The sequence below is a fragment of the Arthrobacter nitrophenolicus genome, assembly GCF_000332815.1.
Classification (GTDB): Bacteria; Actinomycetota; Actinomycetes; order Actinomycetales; family Micrococcaceae; genus Arthrobacter; species Arthrobacter nitrophenolicus.
The window spans coordinates 79,991-93,707 of the sequence record NZ_AOFD01000011.1 but is presented as its reverse complement, the minus strand read 5'-3'; the positions used below and the strand labels follow the sequence as shown (position 1 = coordinate 93,707).

Here is a 13,717-nt window from a genome sequence, read left to right as displayed (position 1 = left end):
GCCGCCGCCGTCCCGCCGCCACCGGCTCGGTAGCCCTCGTGGGCGGAGGCCCCGGCGACACCGGCCTCATCACCGTCCGCGGCCGCAGGCTCCTGGGCCAGGCCGATGTAGTGGTTGCCGACCGCCTCGGCCCCCGCGAACTCCTCAACGAACTGGCCCCCGACGTCCGCGTCATCGAGGTCGGCAAGACGCCCGGCCACCACCCTGTGCCGCAGGCCGAGATCAACCGGATCCTCGTGGACGAGGCCCTGCAGGGCCACCGCGTGGTCCGGCTCAAGGGCGGTGACCCGTACGTCCTGGGCCGCGGCGGCGAGGAAGCCGAGTACTGCCGGCAGCACGGCGTCGAGGTTGAAGTGGTCTCCGGTGTCACGTCCGCTATCTCCGTCCCGGCTGCCGCAGGAATCCCGGTCACCCACCGCGGCCTGGCAAAGGGCTTCAGCGTGGTCACCGGCCACGAGGAACTGTCAGAGGTTCCGGCCCGCGCAGACCACACCATCGTCCTGCTCATGGGCGTCGGCCAGCTCCGCGAATCGGCGTCCGCGCTGGGCGAAGCCGGCCTGCCCGCCGGCACCCCGGTTGGTATTGTGGAGAACGGATACCTGCCGGACCAGCGCGTGACGATTGGCACGCTTGGTTCCATCGCTGACCAGGCCGAGGCCGCCGGCGTCGCGAATCCCGCAGTGATTGTCATCGGTGACGTGGTGCGCGTGAGCCCGTTCGCGCCGTCGCACTTCAAAACCGCTGACTACAGCACCACCACCCCGAACAAGCCCCGAGTCCTCACCTCCTAGCCGAACAAAAGGAACACAGCCGTGTCATCAAGCACCTCCGTAGGTTCTGCCGAACGTCCGCTGCGCGTTGCCGTCGTGGGCTCCGGCCCCGCCGGCGTCTACGCCGCGGACATCCTCACCAAGAGCGAAGCCGTCAAGAGCGGCGAGCTGACCGTGAGCATCGACCTCTTTGACCGCTACCCGGCACCCTACGGCCTGATCCGCTACGGCGTTGCCCCGGACCACCCCCGCATCAAGGCATCGTCAACGCCCTGCACAAGGTCCTGGACCGCGGCGACATCCGCTTCTTCGGCAACGTGGACTACGGCACGGACCTCACCATCGAGGACCTGCGCACCCACTACGACGCCGTCATCTTCGCCACCGGCGCCATCAAGGACGCGGACCTGAACATCCCCGGCATCGAGCTGGACGGCTCCTACGGCGGCGCCGACTTCGTCTCCTGGTACGACGGCCACCCGGACGTCCCGCGCGAATGGCCGCTGGACGCCAAGGAGATCGCCGTCATCGGCAACGGCAACGTTGCCCTGGACGTTGCACGCGTCCTGTCCAAGCACGCTGACGACCTGCTCAGCACCGAGATCCCGGACAACGTCTACGCCGGCCTGAAGTCCTCGCCCGTCACCGACGTGCACGTCTTCGGCCGCCGCGGCCCGGCCCAGGTCAAGTTCACCCCGCTGGAGCTGCGCGAGCTGTCCCACTCCAAGGACGTGGACATCATCCTGTACCCGGAGGACTTCGAGTTCGACGAGGAATCGGACCGCCAGATCCAGACCAACAACCAGACCAAGACCATGGTGGGCACGCTCACCAACTGGATCGCCGAGCAGCCCGAGGACCTCTCCGAGCTCAAGGCTTCCCGCCGCCTGCACCTGCACTTCCTGCACAGCCCGGTGGAGATCTACGACGACCCCGAGACGCCGGGCAAGGTTGCCGGCATCAAGTTCGAGCGCACCGAACTGGACGGCACGGGCAACGCCCGCGGCACCGGCGAGTTCGTCGACTACCCGGTCCAGGCCGTGTACCGCGCCATCGGCTACTTCGGTTCCGCCCTGCCGGAGATCGAGTTCGACCACAAGAAGGGCGTCATCCCGAACGACGGCGGCCGCGTCCTGGACGCCTCCGGCAGCCACGTGCCCGGCGTCTACGCCACCGGCTGGATCAAGCGCGGCCCGGTGGGCCTGATCGGCCACACCAAGGGCGATGCCCTGGAGACCGTGACCTACCTGCTCGAGGACCGCGAGAACCTTCCGGTTGCCAGCGTTCCCGCCGAGGACGCCGTCGTGGACCTCCTGGACGCCCGCGGCGTGAAGTTCACCAGCTGGGAAGGCTGGCTGGCGCTCGACGCCCACGAGCTCGCCCTGGGCGCCGCTGCCACCGAGGCCGGCGGCTCGCACGGCGTCGAGGTCAAGCGTGAGCGCATCAAGGTGGTGCCGCGCGAGGACATGGTGGACATCTCCCGCGACGGCGTTGCCGCCCAGGTCTGACACACCACTGAAGCGGGGTCATCCCGCGCCCGGCCCGGAAGGGTTCCGGCGCGGGATGACCCCGTTTGTTTAAGCCCTTACCGCCCGGCGCCGCCGGCCGCCATCAGCTCAAGGCGGCGGAGGGTTTCGCGGTTCCGGACGCCGATCATGGCATCCCGCAGGAACTTGGGCATCAGCTTGCCGGGTCCCTTGATGGCGTCCTCGACGAGGGTCACCTGGCACTGGCCGCCCCGGTCCTCGAGGGTGATCACCACCTTGGCTTCACCCATCGGCCAGCCGCGCGCCACCAGTTCCAGCAGCCGGTTGGGCTCGGAGTTCACCACCTTGCTGCTGTCGTTGATCACGAACGGCCAGGCGCCCACGGAGTGGTGGAGCCGCGCGCCGGTCCGGGGCCACGCGTCATCCACGGCCCGGATCCTGGACGCTCCCACCACCCAGCCGGAATACAGCCAGCCGTCGGAGAGGACGCGCCACACGTCGGCTGCGGGGGAGTTGAACAGCTGGGACACGGTGGACATGGTCTTCCTTCCTGTAGCGGAGCCGGGTTCGGGGGCGTCCGACGGCGGCCGGCGCCTTCCGCTGCGCGGCGCGGTAGGAATGCTCCCGCAGCCGCCTGGTCCAGGCGTAGGTCTGCGCCCCGGGCGGCACGTTTTCCAGCGGGTTGAAGCGCAGTCCGGTGTCTCCGGGCCGGGTCCCCGCATGGAGCCGGAGCTCGCCGCACTGGCGCCAGCGGCCCAGGGGCCGAGCCCAGAACAGCCCAAGCACCCATTCGCCCGAGGACAGCGACCCCGGCGGAAGGCTGATGGTCCGCAGGCCGAGAAGCACCGGCCCTTTCCGTCCCCGGTACGGCATAAGCGTGGTCATGGTGGCGCCGTCCACATCCAGCCGGGGCTGCAGGAGGAACCGGCCCGGTAGGCGCCAGCCGGTGGAGGCGAACAGGAGATCAGCACTGCCGCTGCCCGGCAACCCGCCAGGCCCTCCACCAGCGGAAGGGCGGGCCCGGACCGCCAGCCCCAGGATGTCCGGCAGTGCCTGGGGAAGGCCGACTGACCGGGAGAACCTCGCCTCCACGGTGTCCGTACCCGGCGAATCCAGCCAGTCCAGGCCGCTGGGTTCGATGGGATTCCCGGTCCGGGCCAGTTCCCCGGTGAGGCCCAGCCCCTTCGGGTGGATCGGGCGGTCGGGGCGGACCACCTTGAGCAGCCGGAACAGGCCGGCGAAGGAGTGGCCGGCCACGTCGGTGACGGCGCCGCCCGGTCCGCGGGCGCCGTCGTCGGCCGTCTGGTCCGTTGTCAGGTGCGTCATGCTTCCTTCCTACCCAAAACCGGGGAAACTACATGCGCCCAAAGCGGGAGCGGATCAGCGCGAAGATGCCGTAGGCGATGAAGCCGGCCCCGATGGCAACCAGGAGGGAAGGTCCGAAGGGGTGGTCGCGGAGGGCCTTCAGGCCGCCGTCCAACCCGGTGGATTCCTCGGGACGGTGCTTGGCGGCGGCAATGACGAACAGGAGCCCGGTGAGGTTCAGGGCGATGCCTTTGGCGATGTGCCCCACCACGCCAAGGCTGTCGATCAGCCGGCCGCGGCGCGTCCCGTCAAAGTGGAAGAGCTCCCCCTTGAACCCGCGCCGCGCGCCCTTGAACACGAAGTAGATGCCGATCCCGATGATTGTCAGGCCCAGGGCAACCAGTACCCAAAGGCCCAGCGGATTTGCCATCAGGGAGGCGCTGAAATCCCTGGCGCTGTCCCCGGAATCACCGCGCATGCCCACGGCGAAGCCGGCAAAGCTCAGCCCCACGCTGCCGTAGGCGATGGCCAGGAAGCCGGAGGAGATCAATTTGGCAAGCCGTTCCTTGCGCGGCTTGCCCCGCATCCGCAGCGTGGCCTCGCTGGCCTGCCACAGGGACAGGCCAGCGCAGGCGGCAACGCAGGCCCACATCACCGCCGGGCCCCAGGGGTTCGCGGCGAGCTGCTCGATGGCGCCGGTGGCGTCCGGCTCGCCCGGCTGCCCGAAGGCCACGGCGACGGCGATGGCCCCGACAATGACATGGAGCACCGCCATGACAGCGAACCCGGCGCGCGCCAGGACATCCAGGGCTTTGTGGTTGGAAGCCTCCTCGACGGCGTCCGCCGCCTGGCTCAGCGTGGATTCCCCGTCCGACATGGGTCAGCCGTTCATGGGCCCTTCGGCACGCAGCTTCTCCGCACCCGGTCCCTCCACGTGGATGGTGCAGCGGACCACCAGCCGGCCGGGGGCGTTGTCCAGCTCCACCAGTGAATCGTCGCCGCTCAACACAGTGAACACTTCCGAACCTGCCACGGCGCTGACGCCCTTGGCTTCCGCCGTCTCGCGGGCGTTGCGCAGCGCCTCGCGCTGGAGCCCGTCCACGTAGGTGCCGTCGTCTTCCCGCGCCGGGTCCCCGAAGGCCCAGCCGAACAATGTTCCTGTGATTCCCATGGCCACGATATTACGCGTTCCTCCGGCCGAAAGACGGGCTTTCGTAACATTAGTAAGTGTGCTTACCATAGGCGGACCATGACCTTGAGGGGACACGGAAATCGAAGTCCGCAGCAGCGGCATCCCGAAGCCAGTTCTACGTTAGGAATGCACATCATGGCAGGAAATCTCATTGCCCGTTCGGTACACGATCTGACGGCAGCGGCGTGGTTCGGCGGTTCCCTGATGGGTGCCATCGGCCTGAACGGAGCAGCGGCGGAAGCCAGGGACCCCTCGGAGCGCACCCGGCTCTCCAGCGCCGGCTGGATGAAGTGGGCGCCCATCCAGACGGCGGCGTTCGCCTCGCACCTGGTGGCTGACCTTGCCATCGCCTGGGAGAACAAGGGCCGGATCGCCAAGCAGGAGGGCGTTGCACGGGACACCGTCATCAAGACTGCCGTGACCCTCGTGGGCGCGGCCGTGACCCTGTACTCGGGCATGCTGGGCAAGAAAGTTGAGAAGCTCGCCGACGAGGGGTCAGAGGGTGCAACGGAGCCCCGCCCGGGTGCTTCGGATGAACTGAAGGCGGCCCAGCAGCAGCTCAAGGCGCTCCAGTGGGTCATCCCCGCTTTCGCCGGCCTGGTGGTGGTCCTCGGCGCCAAGCACGGCGAGATGCAGCGTCCCAAGAACGTGTTCGCGGGTCTTCGCTCTTAGCACGCTTTGGCCGCCCGGGCGGCGGCAAGGCGGCACGTACGACGCGGTCCGGCACCTGGGTGCCGGACCGCCGTCGTGCGTCTGCCTGCGAGGGTTGCTAGATCGGTTTGGTGCCCGCCGCCGGCAGGTCGGGATTCATGTCCTGCAGGTTCGGGTCCTCGGCCGTCCACACCTGGATGATGGCCCAGATGACGGCGGCCAGCGGGACGGACAGCACCGCACCGACGATGCCGGCGAGGATGGTTCCGGCGGTCAGCGCCATCAGGATGACCAGCGCGTGCAGCTGCAGCGCGTTGCCCATGACGATGGGCTGCAGCAGGTCGCCCTCCAGCTGGTTGACCGCGACCACCACTGCCACCACGATCAGCGCCACCACGGGCCCGTTCGCCACGAGGGCCACCAGTGCGGCCAGGATCCCGGCCACCGTTGCGCCCACCAGGGGAATGAACGCGGTGATGAACACGATGATGGCCAGCGGGAAAGCCAGCGGAACCTGCAGGATCAGCAGTGCGGCGCCGATGGCCACTGCGTCCACGAGGGCCACGATGGCGGTGCCCCGGACGTAGCCGCCCAGGACCTCGAGGGTGCGGCTGCCCACCCGGCGCAGCTTGGCTTCGCGCTGGCCGGTGAAGGGGCGGAGCAGGAAGTTCCAGATCTTGGCGCCGTCCTTGAGGAAGAAGAACAGGATAACCACCATCAGGAGGGTGCCGGCGATGAATTCCGTGACCACGGAAAGCCCGGTGATCGCTCCGGAGCGGACCTGGCTGCTGGTGGCAAACTCGATGAGCCCCTGCCGCGCCTGCTCCAGCTGCTCCTGGTCGATGGGAATGGGGCCGGTGCGGAGGAAGTTCTCCAGTTCGTCCAGCCCGGAGGAAGCCTGGGCGGCCAGTTCACCCCACTGGTTCCGGATTGAGAAGTAGATCACGGTGAAGACCCCGCCCAGCACCAGGAGGAGCCCGATGAACGCGATGCCGGTGGCCAGCCCGCCCCGCATTCCACGGCGCCGGAGCATGTTGACGAACGGGCCGATGGCCGCGGCCAGGATCAGTGCGATCAGCACCGGAATCACCAGGAGCTTGATCTGCATGAGTGCGTAGACGGACACCACTGCCACGGTCAGGATCAGCAGGATCTGGGCGGAGCGGATGCCCACCCGTCCCAGGCCGTCAGCCCAGAGGGCGCCCGCCGGCTTGGTCTCGCGCTGTTTCGCACCGCGCTGCAGGGCGGCTTTTCCAAGGGCCTGGCCCTGCCGTGGTGCACCTTCGGCTGCGGGCACTGCCTCTGTGCCCGGTTTCTGCTGCGGGGGCTCGTTGCCCAGCTCGTGTTCGGTCAGGCGTGTTGATCGCGCCATGGGAACTCCTCATCATCGGCGGCGCCGGCCCGCGGGTGCAGGGCAGGCTTACAACCTACGTCAGATAGTAAGCCTACTGACCGACTAGGCGCCGAGCCACTCTGCGCAGGAGTTCAGGTTTCTGTTGACGGTGGCGACGGCGGCCTCTTCGTCGTGCCGCTCGATGGCCTGCAGCAGGACTTCATGGCCCTCCAGCGGCAGCCCCTCGAACCCGGGCCGGCCCTGCTGGGTCAGGAGGTCCTGGTGGAGCGCGGGCCCGAAACTGATGTAGAGCTCATGCAGCAGGGGATTGCCGGAGGCCTGCGCCACCCGTTCATGGAAGCCCCAGTCGGCCCGCGCCCAGGTGTCATAGTCCCCGGCGTGCCAGGCCTGGTCCCGGGTGGTGAGCAGCCCGCGCAGGGCCGTGACGTCGTCGGCGGTGGCGTTCCGGGCCGCGAGCCGCGCCGCCTGGGTGTCCAGCCCCAGCCGGACCTCCAGGATGTGCTGCTCGGTGTGGTCCTGGTACATCCGGCGCGCGGCACCGGAGATCTCGCTGGTGGCGCGGACGTAGGTGCCGTCGCCGCGGCGCACTTCCAGCATGCCGCTGTGGGCCAGGGCCTTGATGGCCTCGCGCAGCGTCCCGCGGGAAACCCCCAGCCCGGCGATCAGCTCGGTTTCGGACGGGATGCGCTGGTTCAGCGGCCACTCGCCGGAGTGCACCATGGACCGCAGTTTGGCGGTCACTTCATCGGCCAGCGGCGCGCGGGTGGAGGGGCTCAGTGCCATGGCGTCCTACTTTATCCTTTGCTTGCCGGTCATTGCCGGACCGGTGATGAGGTGCGCCACCACAACCTGGACCAGCGCCAGGGCCAGGAGCAGTGTGAGGGGCAAGGTCCAGCTGCCGGTGGCGCCGTGCAGCAGCCCCATGCCGAAGGGGCCCACGGTCGCCAGCAGGTAGCCGGTGGACTGGGCCAGGGTGGACAGGGCGGTGGTCTCGGCAGTGCTCGAGCCGCTGCGGCTGATCATCACCATCACAAGCGGGAAGATCCCCAGGCCGAAGCCGACCAGGATGGCTGAGGCGAAGGCAAGCTGCACTGGCAGCGCGAGGAGGGCCACCAGGCCCAGGACCATGACGATGCTGACCAGGTAGAACGCCGGGCGCAGCATCCTGGGCCGGGATCCGATGGCGATCAGGACCATGCCCGCCGGCACCGAGACGAGCTGCATCAGCCCGAACATCAGGCCGCTGTCCGAGGCGCTGAGGCCCAGCGTGGTGAGCATGTACGGGTACCAGCTCATCAGGGCGTAGGCGAGCAGGGCCTGGAGGGTGAAGATTGCCGTCAGGAGCAGGCCCTTGCGGGTGCGCAGCAGCGGCCACGGTGCCACCCGTCCGCCGGTGGCGCGCCGGTTGTTGCGGTGGGCGTGCAGCGCCACCGGCAGGAAGCCCAGGAAAGCGGCGACGGCGGTGAACCCGATTGCTCCGACGGCGGCGGACGGTGAACCGAGGGACTGGGCCAGCGGGACCACCGCCACGGAGGTCACGGTTGCCCCGGTGGTCATGGTCACCGTGTACAGGCCGGTCATCAGTGAGGTCCGGGAAGCGAAGTGTTCCCGTATGAAGGACGGCATGGCCACGTTGCAGACCGCCAGGCCGGACATGCCGAGCACGCTGCCGGCCAGCAGCATCCCGGTGGCCGGAATGCCCCGCAACAGGAGTCCGCCGGCGAGCATGGCCAGGGCCAGGAGGATGGCCTTCTCCACCCCCAGCCGCCCGGTCAGCCAGGACGTCCCGGCGCCGGCCAGGGCAAAACAGAGCGTGGGGATGGAGGGGATGACGGCCGCCACCAGTGCCCCATATCCGAGTACTGCCTGCAGGTCGTGGAGCAGTGCCGACGCCCCGGTGATGCCCGCACGCAGGTTCAGTCCGATCAGCACCAGCGCGATGACACCGAAGACGACGGCGGAGCGGGGCCGGCCCTGTTCCGCTGGCGCCGGCGATGCCACGGCTGCCGCGGAAACCGCCGTGACCCCCGTGGAAGCAGCAGGCCGGGCAGGGGATTGCGGGGCGGGAGTGGGGCAGGGGGTGGAGGCAAGGGCGGAAGCGGGTGGAGTGGCGGACATATACCCAGCCTAAAGGTTAGACGTTTGATGTCTAGGGTTTTGTGGGCAAGCTCTCCCGGGCTTCCGCCGGCAGGCCATAGACTGCCTAAGCCGGGTGCGGAACCACCCGGACTACGCAATGCAGCGGACGTGGAAGGACGGCTGTGGAGGCTTCCCAGGGACTCGAGGTCGAGAAGAAATACGACGTCGGCAGCGACGCCACGGTGCCGCCGCTGGATGGCCTGCCGGGTGTCGCACGCGTGGGCGAGCCGCAGACGGCCAAGCTGGAAGCCGTGTATTTCGATACCGCAGACCATGCGCTCGCCGCCCGCCGCATCACCCTCCGCCGGCGGACCGGCGGCGGCGATGCGGGCTGGCACCTGAAGCTGCCGCCCGAAGAAGCGGCCGGGACCGGGGATGCCGAACCCCAGCAGCGCCGCGAGGTGCACGCCCCGTTGGGCCAGGCCGGCGTGGTGCCGGACGCCCTCCTTGCCCGTGTCCAGGCATACCTGCGCGGAGCGGAGGTGGTCCCGGTGGCCAGGCTGCGCACCAGGCGGACAACCCACGCCCTCTATGGCGGGGACGGTGTCCATCTTGCCGACCTTGCGGACGACCGGGTCACGGCGGAACGTCTGCCAGGCCCGGACGGCGGCGGGGGCGGGAACAAACAGCAGTGGCGGGAATGGGAGCTGGAACTCGTCAACGGCGACGCCAGCCTTTTCGCCCCCGCCGGGCAGCTGCTTGTGGGGGCCGGAGCCCGCCCGGCGGGCCACGCCTCGAAGCTGGCCAAGCGCTTGGCGCGCCGGCGCTTGGCACACCGGACAGGGACCAGGACGCCGATGCCGCCCCCGACGAAGCCATCCCCGCCCTGCCGGCCGGCAAGAAGTCGCCGGCTGCCGCCGTCGTCACCGTTTATGCCGCCGCCCAGATCAAGGAACTCCTGGACCAGGACGCTGCCATCAGGCTCGAAGAGCCGGAGGCAGTCCATGACATGCGCTCGGCTACCCGCCGGCTCCGCTCCGTCCTGGCCGCCTACCGCAAGCTGTACAGGGCCGTGCCGGTGCGCCGGTTGCGGGATGAGCTCAAATGGCTGGGCCAGCTCCTCGGCGAGCCGCGGGACGCCGAGGTACTGCTGGCCCGGCTCCGCGGACACCTTGACGACCTGGGGCAGGGGCCGGGCCCGGACGCCGCCCGGGACCGGTTGGAGCGCCAGGCCGGCGCCACGTACGACGCCGGCTACCGGCGGCTCCAGGAAGCCATGCGCACCGAGCGCTACTTCCGGCTGCTGGACAGCCTGGAGGAGTTCCGCGACAACCCGCCCGTCCGCACGGAAACCGTGCCGCCGGGACGCCGCGTGGCGGCCAAGGCGGTGGACAAGGCGGCGAAAAGGCTCCGGCGCTCGCACCGCGCGGCCTCCCACGCCCGCCGCGGCATTGACCATGAAAACGCCCTCCACCGGGTGCGCAAGGATGCCAAGAAGCTCCGGCACGTGGCGGAGTCGGCCGCCCTCATCAAAGGGAAGCGGGCCAACAAGGTGGCGAAGGCGGCCCACCGGCAACAGAAGATCCTGGGCGATTACCACGACGCCGTGATGGCCCGCGACCTGCTGGCGGGCATGGCCTCGGACCGGGACCGGGCAGCCGTCAGCGAGGCGTACGCAGCCCTGCTGCAGCGGCAGGAGGAACTCATGTCCGCCGCCCAGGCCAAGTACCGGAAGGCCCGCAAGAAGTCCCGGGACCTGCTCCGCCGCGGGGTCATCTGAGGGTCGGGGCGGGGGCTACTTGCCCTGCCGCGCGGACAGCCGGGCCACCGCCAGCGCCAGCCACAGCTGCACCCGGTCCGGGGTCACCGCGGGGTCGTATCCGGTCAGCTCGGTGATCTGCGCCAGCCGGTACCGGACCGTGTTGCGGTGCAGCGTCAACTGCTCGGCCACGGCGGCCACCGAACCGTTGTTGTTCAGGTAGCTTTCCAGCGTGGTCATCAGCTCCGCGCCGTGGGCGGCGTCGAACGCCCGGAGCGGGTTCAGGGACTCATGCGCCATGTCCGCCAGCGGCACATCCTCGCTGGCCAGGAGCAGCGACGTCAGGCTCAGCCGTTCCGGCTCATTGACCGGCAGGCCGTGGCTTGCCGCGTCCCGCGCCTCGAAATAGCTCCAGCGCAGTCCGTTGGGTTTCGTGTAAGCCCCGCCGATGCCGATGGTGGCGTGGATGCCCGCCTCCGCCAGGTGGTCGCTGAGCTTCCGCGCCAAAGCGGGCGCCGCCCCGCCGTCGTCATTCACTACCAGCACCAAATCCTTGCCCACGACGGCGGCAACCGAGTTTTCGAGCTCGCGCGGCACTGCGGTGCTGCCCAGGGCTTTGTTGTGCGCGGCGGAGACAGCCAGCAGCACCACGTTCTTCCGGGTGCTGTTGATGCCCACGCCGGCAAGGCGGCGCTGGGCTTCGCTTGTCTCCAGGGCGCCGTGGATGACGTCCTCAAGCACCTGGCCGCAGAGGGCGCGCTGGGCCTGGCGCTGCTTGACCATGTTGTTCAGCTCCACGCTGATCAGGTTCTGGGCATAGCCGATGATGCCGGAGTCCTCGAACGGCTGCCGGACCCAGAGGGTGCATGCATCCCGCCGGCCGGTGGGGATCGGATAGGTGGACCAGGAATCCGCGGACGGGGCTGCGCTGCTGCTGTTGTACAGCTGCGCCGTGAACTGGGTCAGCGCGATGTCGGTGCGTAGCATGCTGCCGAGCTGCTTGAGGAGTTCGGCCAGCCCGCCGCCGGTCAGCAGGGCGCGGGCCAGGACCTGGTGGCCCGCGATGAGGCGCTCCAGCTTGGCGTAGTGGTCCGCGGACTGGGCATCGGCCACCAGTTTGGTGATGGCGATGAAGGGCGTCTCGTAGGGGACTTCCACCACGGGCAGGGCCCACCGGTTGGCCTCGGCCAGCAACGCAGGCGGCACCGCCTCATGCGACAGCCCGACGCCGAACCCGATCCCCACTGCGCCCGCCCGCTGCACCTGGCGGACAAAACGCCGCTGCTCAGGCGCGGACTTCAGCCGCAGGCCCGTGGTCAGGATCAGCTCGCCGCCGTTGAGGAACCGCTGCGGATCCTCCAGCTCCGTGACGGCCACCCAGTTGATGTCCTGATGCCAGGTGGTCTCGGCGACCCCCACCTTGGACAGCTTGAGGGAGTTCACGCCCAGCAGGGCAGCGAGGGAAATGGCCATGGATCAAGGATAAACGGGCGCTGGACAACCGCACTAAACACCGCGCGGAAGGGTGTGCAGGTGGCTATTCACTGCAATGGGGCGCTGGCATAGGCTCAAACCAGTTCCATCCATCCGCCTGCCGCTGATGGCCGCTCAGAGAAGAGGTTGCACACCGTGGTCCAAACCTTGCAGAACTTCATCAACGGGGAGTTCGTCACGCCTGCCGGCACCGGCCGGCTGGACATCATCAACCCCACCAACGGGGAAGTGGTGGCGCAATCACCCATCTCGGTGCAGGCCGACGTGGATGCCGCCATGGCCGCGGCACAGAACGCCTTCAAGACCTGGAAGCACGTCACCCCGGGCCAGCGCCAGCTCATGCTGCTCAAGCTCGCCGACGCCGTGGAGGCCAACAGCGATGAACTGGTCGAAGCCCAGCACCGCAACACCGGCCAGGTGCGCTCCCTGATCGCCTCCGAGGAAGTGGCGGCCGGCGCCGACCAGCTTCGCTTCTTCGCCGGGGCTGCCCGCATCCTTGAGGGCAAGTCGGCCGGCGAGTACTTCGAGGGCCACACCTCCTACGTCCGCCGCGAGCCAATCGGCGTGGTGGCGCAGGTGGCACCGTGGAACTACCCGTTCCTGATGGCCATCTGGAAGATCGGGCCCGCGCTCGCCGCCGGCAACACCGTTGTCCTCAAGCCGTCGGACACCACCCCGGAGTCCACCCTTGTCCTGGCCCGCCTCGCTAAGGACATCTTCCCCGCCGGCGTCCTGAACGTCATCCTGGGCACGGGTGAAACCGGCGCCATGATGGTGGAGCACAAGGTCCCCGGCCTGGTCTCCATCACCGGTTCCGTCCGGGCCGGCATCGCTGTGGCATCCGGTGCCGCAAAGGGCCTCAAGCGTGCCCACCTGGAACTGGGCGGCAAGGCTCCCGCCATCGTCTTCAAGGACGCCGACATCAAGAAGAGCGCCGCGGCCATCGCCGAGTTCGCCTTCTTCAATGCCGGCCAGGACTGCACCGCCATCACCCGCGTGCTGGTGGAGGACTCGGTGCACGACGACGTCGTGGCCGCCATGGTGGAGCACACCCGGACCCTGCACACCGGTTCGCAGAACGACGAGGACAACTACTTCGGCCCGCTGAACAACGTCAACCACTTCAACGCCGTGACGTCCGTGGTGGAAAACCTTCCGGCCAACTGCCGGATCGAAACCGGCGGCCACCGGGCGGGGGAGAAGGGCTACTTCTTCGAGCCCACCATCATCACCGGCGCGAAGCAGACCGACGACGTGGTCCAGAAGGAGACCTTCGGCCCCGTCATCACCGTGCAGAAGTTCAGCACCGAGGAAGAAGCCGTTGAACTGGCCAACGACGTGGAATACGCCCTGGCTTCCAGCGTCTGGACCAGCAACCACGGCACCGCCATGCGCCTCAGCCGCGACCTGGACTTCGGCGCCGTCTGGATCAACACGCACATCCTCCTCACCGCCGAAATGCCCCACGGCGGCTTCAAGCAGTCCGGCTACGGCAAGGACCTCTCCATGTACGGCGTGGAGGACTACACCCGCATCAAGCACGTCATGAGTGCTCTCGACGCCTAGCCACATTCCCGTTGGTTGAGCTTGTCGCAGCCCCGGGGTTTCGACAAGCTCAACCACCAG

At 68.8% G+C, this 13,717-nt stretch carries 12 protein-coding genes and 2 pseudogenes; 6 read left to right on the top strand and 8 right to left on the bottom strand.

Features of this window, described 5'->3' with window-relative positions; translation table 11 throughout:
- Together cobA and G205_RS06025 are read left to right on the top strand one after the other, a co-directional pair.
- Positions 1-791 (top strand): uroporphyrinogen-III C-methyltransferase (gene cobA, locus G205_RS06030; protein ID WP_009357193.1); only part of this gene is annotated, 791 nt, incomplete at its 5' end.
- A 21-nt stretch (positions 792-812) separates the two neighbouring features.
- A pseudogene (locus tag G205_RS06025) lies at positions 813-2,278 on the top strand (FAD-dependent oxidoreductase).
- Positions 2,279-2,355: 77 nt separating this feature from the next.
- Here the strand turns inward: G205_RS06025 and G205_RS06020 are convergent.
- From G205_RS06020 to G205_RS06005, 4 genes are read right to left on the bottom strand one after another with little or no spacing between them, the layout of a single operon-like run.
- Positions 2,356-2,796, bottom strand: a complete 441-nt coding sequence (locus G205_RS06020; RefSeq protein ID WP_035752190.1) for an SRPBCC family protein — start codon at positions 2,794-2,796, stop codon at positions 2,356-2,358.
- Positions 2,678-3,583, bottom strand: a complete 906-nt coding sequence (locus G205_RS20970) for a hypothetical protein (RefSeq protein ID WP_200859139.1) — start codon at positions 3,581-3,583, stop codon at positions 2,678-2,680. Before G205_RS20970 ends, G205_RS06020 begins: the two co-directional genes overlap by 119 nt.
- Before the next feature lie 28 nt (positions 3,584-3,611).
- Positions 3,612-4,439, bottom strand: coding sequence for a DUF1206 domain-containing protein (locus tag G205_RS06010; RefSeq protein WP_009357192.1), 828 nt, complete (start codon positions 4,437-4,439; stop codon positions 3,612-3,614).
- Positions 4,440-4,442: 3 nt separating this feature from the next.
- Positions 4,443-4,733, bottom strand: coding sequence for a hypothetical protein (locus tag G205_RS06005; RefSeq protein WP_009357191.1), 291 nt, complete (start codon positions 4,731-4,733; stop codon positions 4,443-4,445).
- 156 nt (positions 4,734-4,889) lie between these two features.
- Here G205_RS06005 and G205_RS06000 point away from each other — a divergent pair, with 156 nt between their 5' ends.
- A complete protein-coding gene (locus G205_RS06000; protein WP_009357190.1) occupies positions 4,890-5,426 on the top strand; it encodes a hypothetical protein in 537 nt (178 codons plus the stop codon).
- Between the two features lie 97 nt (positions 5,427-5,523).
- On the opposite strand, the gene G205_RS05995 is transcribed toward G205_RS06000, so the two are convergent.
- The 3 genes from G205_RS05995 to G205_RS05985 form a co-directional block, all read right to left on the bottom strand.
- Positions 5,524-6,777: an AI-2E family transporter gene (locus G205_RS05995; RefSeq protein ID WP_009357189.1), complete on the bottom strand. Its 1,254-nt coding sequence runs from the start codon at positions 6,775-6,777 to the stop codon at positions 5,524-5,526.
- 84 nt (positions 6,778-6,861) lie between these two features.
- Complete coding sequence (locus G205_RS05990) at positions 6,862-7,542, bottom strand: FadR/GntR family transcriptional regulator (RefSeq protein WP_009357188.1); 681 nt, start codon at positions 7,540-7,542, stop codon at positions 6,862-6,864.
- Positions 7,543-7,548: 6 nt separating this feature from the next.
- Positions 7,549-8,877, bottom strand: coding sequence for an MFS transporter (locus G205_RS05985; protein ID WP_083875015.1), 1,329 nt, complete (start codon positions 8,875-8,877; stop codon positions 7,549-7,551).
- Positions 8,878-9,020: 143 nt separating this feature from the next.
- Between G205_RS05985 and G205_RS22565 the strand changes: the two are divergent.
- Positions 9,021-9,503 (top strand): annotated as a pseudogene (locus G205_RS22565) (CYTH domain-containing protein); the annotation flags it as partial.
- Between the two features lie 35 nt (positions 9,504-9,538).
- Complete coding sequence (locus G205_RS05980; RefSeq protein ID WP_009357186.1) at positions 9,539-10,618, top strand: CHAD domain-containing protein; 1,080 nt, start codon at positions 9,539-9,541, stop codon at positions 10,616-10,618.
- A gap of 15 nt (positions 10,619-10,633) precedes the next feature.
- Here the strand turns inward: G205_RS05980 and G205_RS05975 are convergent, their stop codons facing one another.
- The gene (locus G205_RS05975) at positions 10,634-12,070 is read right to left on the bottom strand and encodes a PucR family transcriptional regulator (RefSeq protein ID WP_009357185.1); all 1,437 of its coding nucleotides are present in this window, start codon (positions 12,068-12,070) and stop codon (positions 10,634-10,636) included.
- 156 nt (positions 12,071-12,226) lie between these two features.
- Here G205_RS05975 and G205_RS05970 point away from each other — a divergent pair, with 156 nt between their 5' ends.
- Entirely contained in the window at positions 12,227-13,657 is a 1,431-nt protein-coding gene (locus G205_RS05970; protein ID WP_035752207.1) for an aminobutyraldehyde dehydrogenase, read from the top strand.
- Positions 13,658-13,717 lie beyond the last annotated feature (60 nt).

What these genes read in the sequence shown, in the direction of transcription:
- G205_RS06020 (WP_035752190.1), bottom strand. Translation starts at nt 2,796, where the DNA reads ATGTCCACCGTGTCCCAGCTGTTCAACTCCCCCGCAGCCGACGTGTGG.
- G205_RS20970 (WP_200859139.1), bottom strand. Translation starts at nt 3,583, where the DNA reads ATGACGCACCTGACAACGGACCAGACGGCCGACGACGGCGCCCGCGGA.
- G205_RS06010 (WP_009357192.1), bottom strand. Translation starts at nt 4,439, where the DNA reads ATGTCGGACGGGGAATCCACGCTGAGCCAGGCGGCGGACGCCGTCGAG.
- G205_RS06005 (WP_009357191.1), bottom strand. Translation starts at nt 4,733, where the DNA reads ATGGGAATCACAGGAACATTGTTCGGCTGGGCCTTCGGGGACCCGGCG.
- G205_RS06000 (WP_009357190.1), top strand. Translation starts at nt 4,890, where the DNA reads ATGGCAGGAAATCTCATTGCCCGTTCGGTACACGATCTGACGGCAGCG.
- G205_RS05995 (WP_009357189.1), bottom strand. Translation starts at nt 6,777, where the DNA reads ATGGCGCGATCAACACGCCTGACCGAACACGAGCTGGGCAACGAGCCC.
- G205_RS05990 (WP_009357188.1), bottom strand. Translation starts at nt 7,542, where the DNA reads ATGGCACTGAGCCCCTCCACCCGCGCGCCGCTGGCCGATGAAGTGACC.
- G205_RS05985 (WP_083875015.1), bottom strand. Translation starts at nt 8,877, where the DNA reads ATGTCCGCCACTCCACCCGCTTCCGCCCTTGCCTCCACCCCCTGCCCC.
- G205_RS05980 (WP_009357186.1), top strand. Translation starts at nt 9,539, where the DNA reads ATGGGAGCTGGAACTCGTCAACGGCGACGCCAGCCTTTTCGCCCCCGC.
- G205_RS05975 (WP_009357185.1), bottom strand. Translation starts at nt 12,070, where the DNA reads ATGGCCATTTCCCTCGCTGCCCTGCTGGGCGTGAACTCCCTCAAGCTG.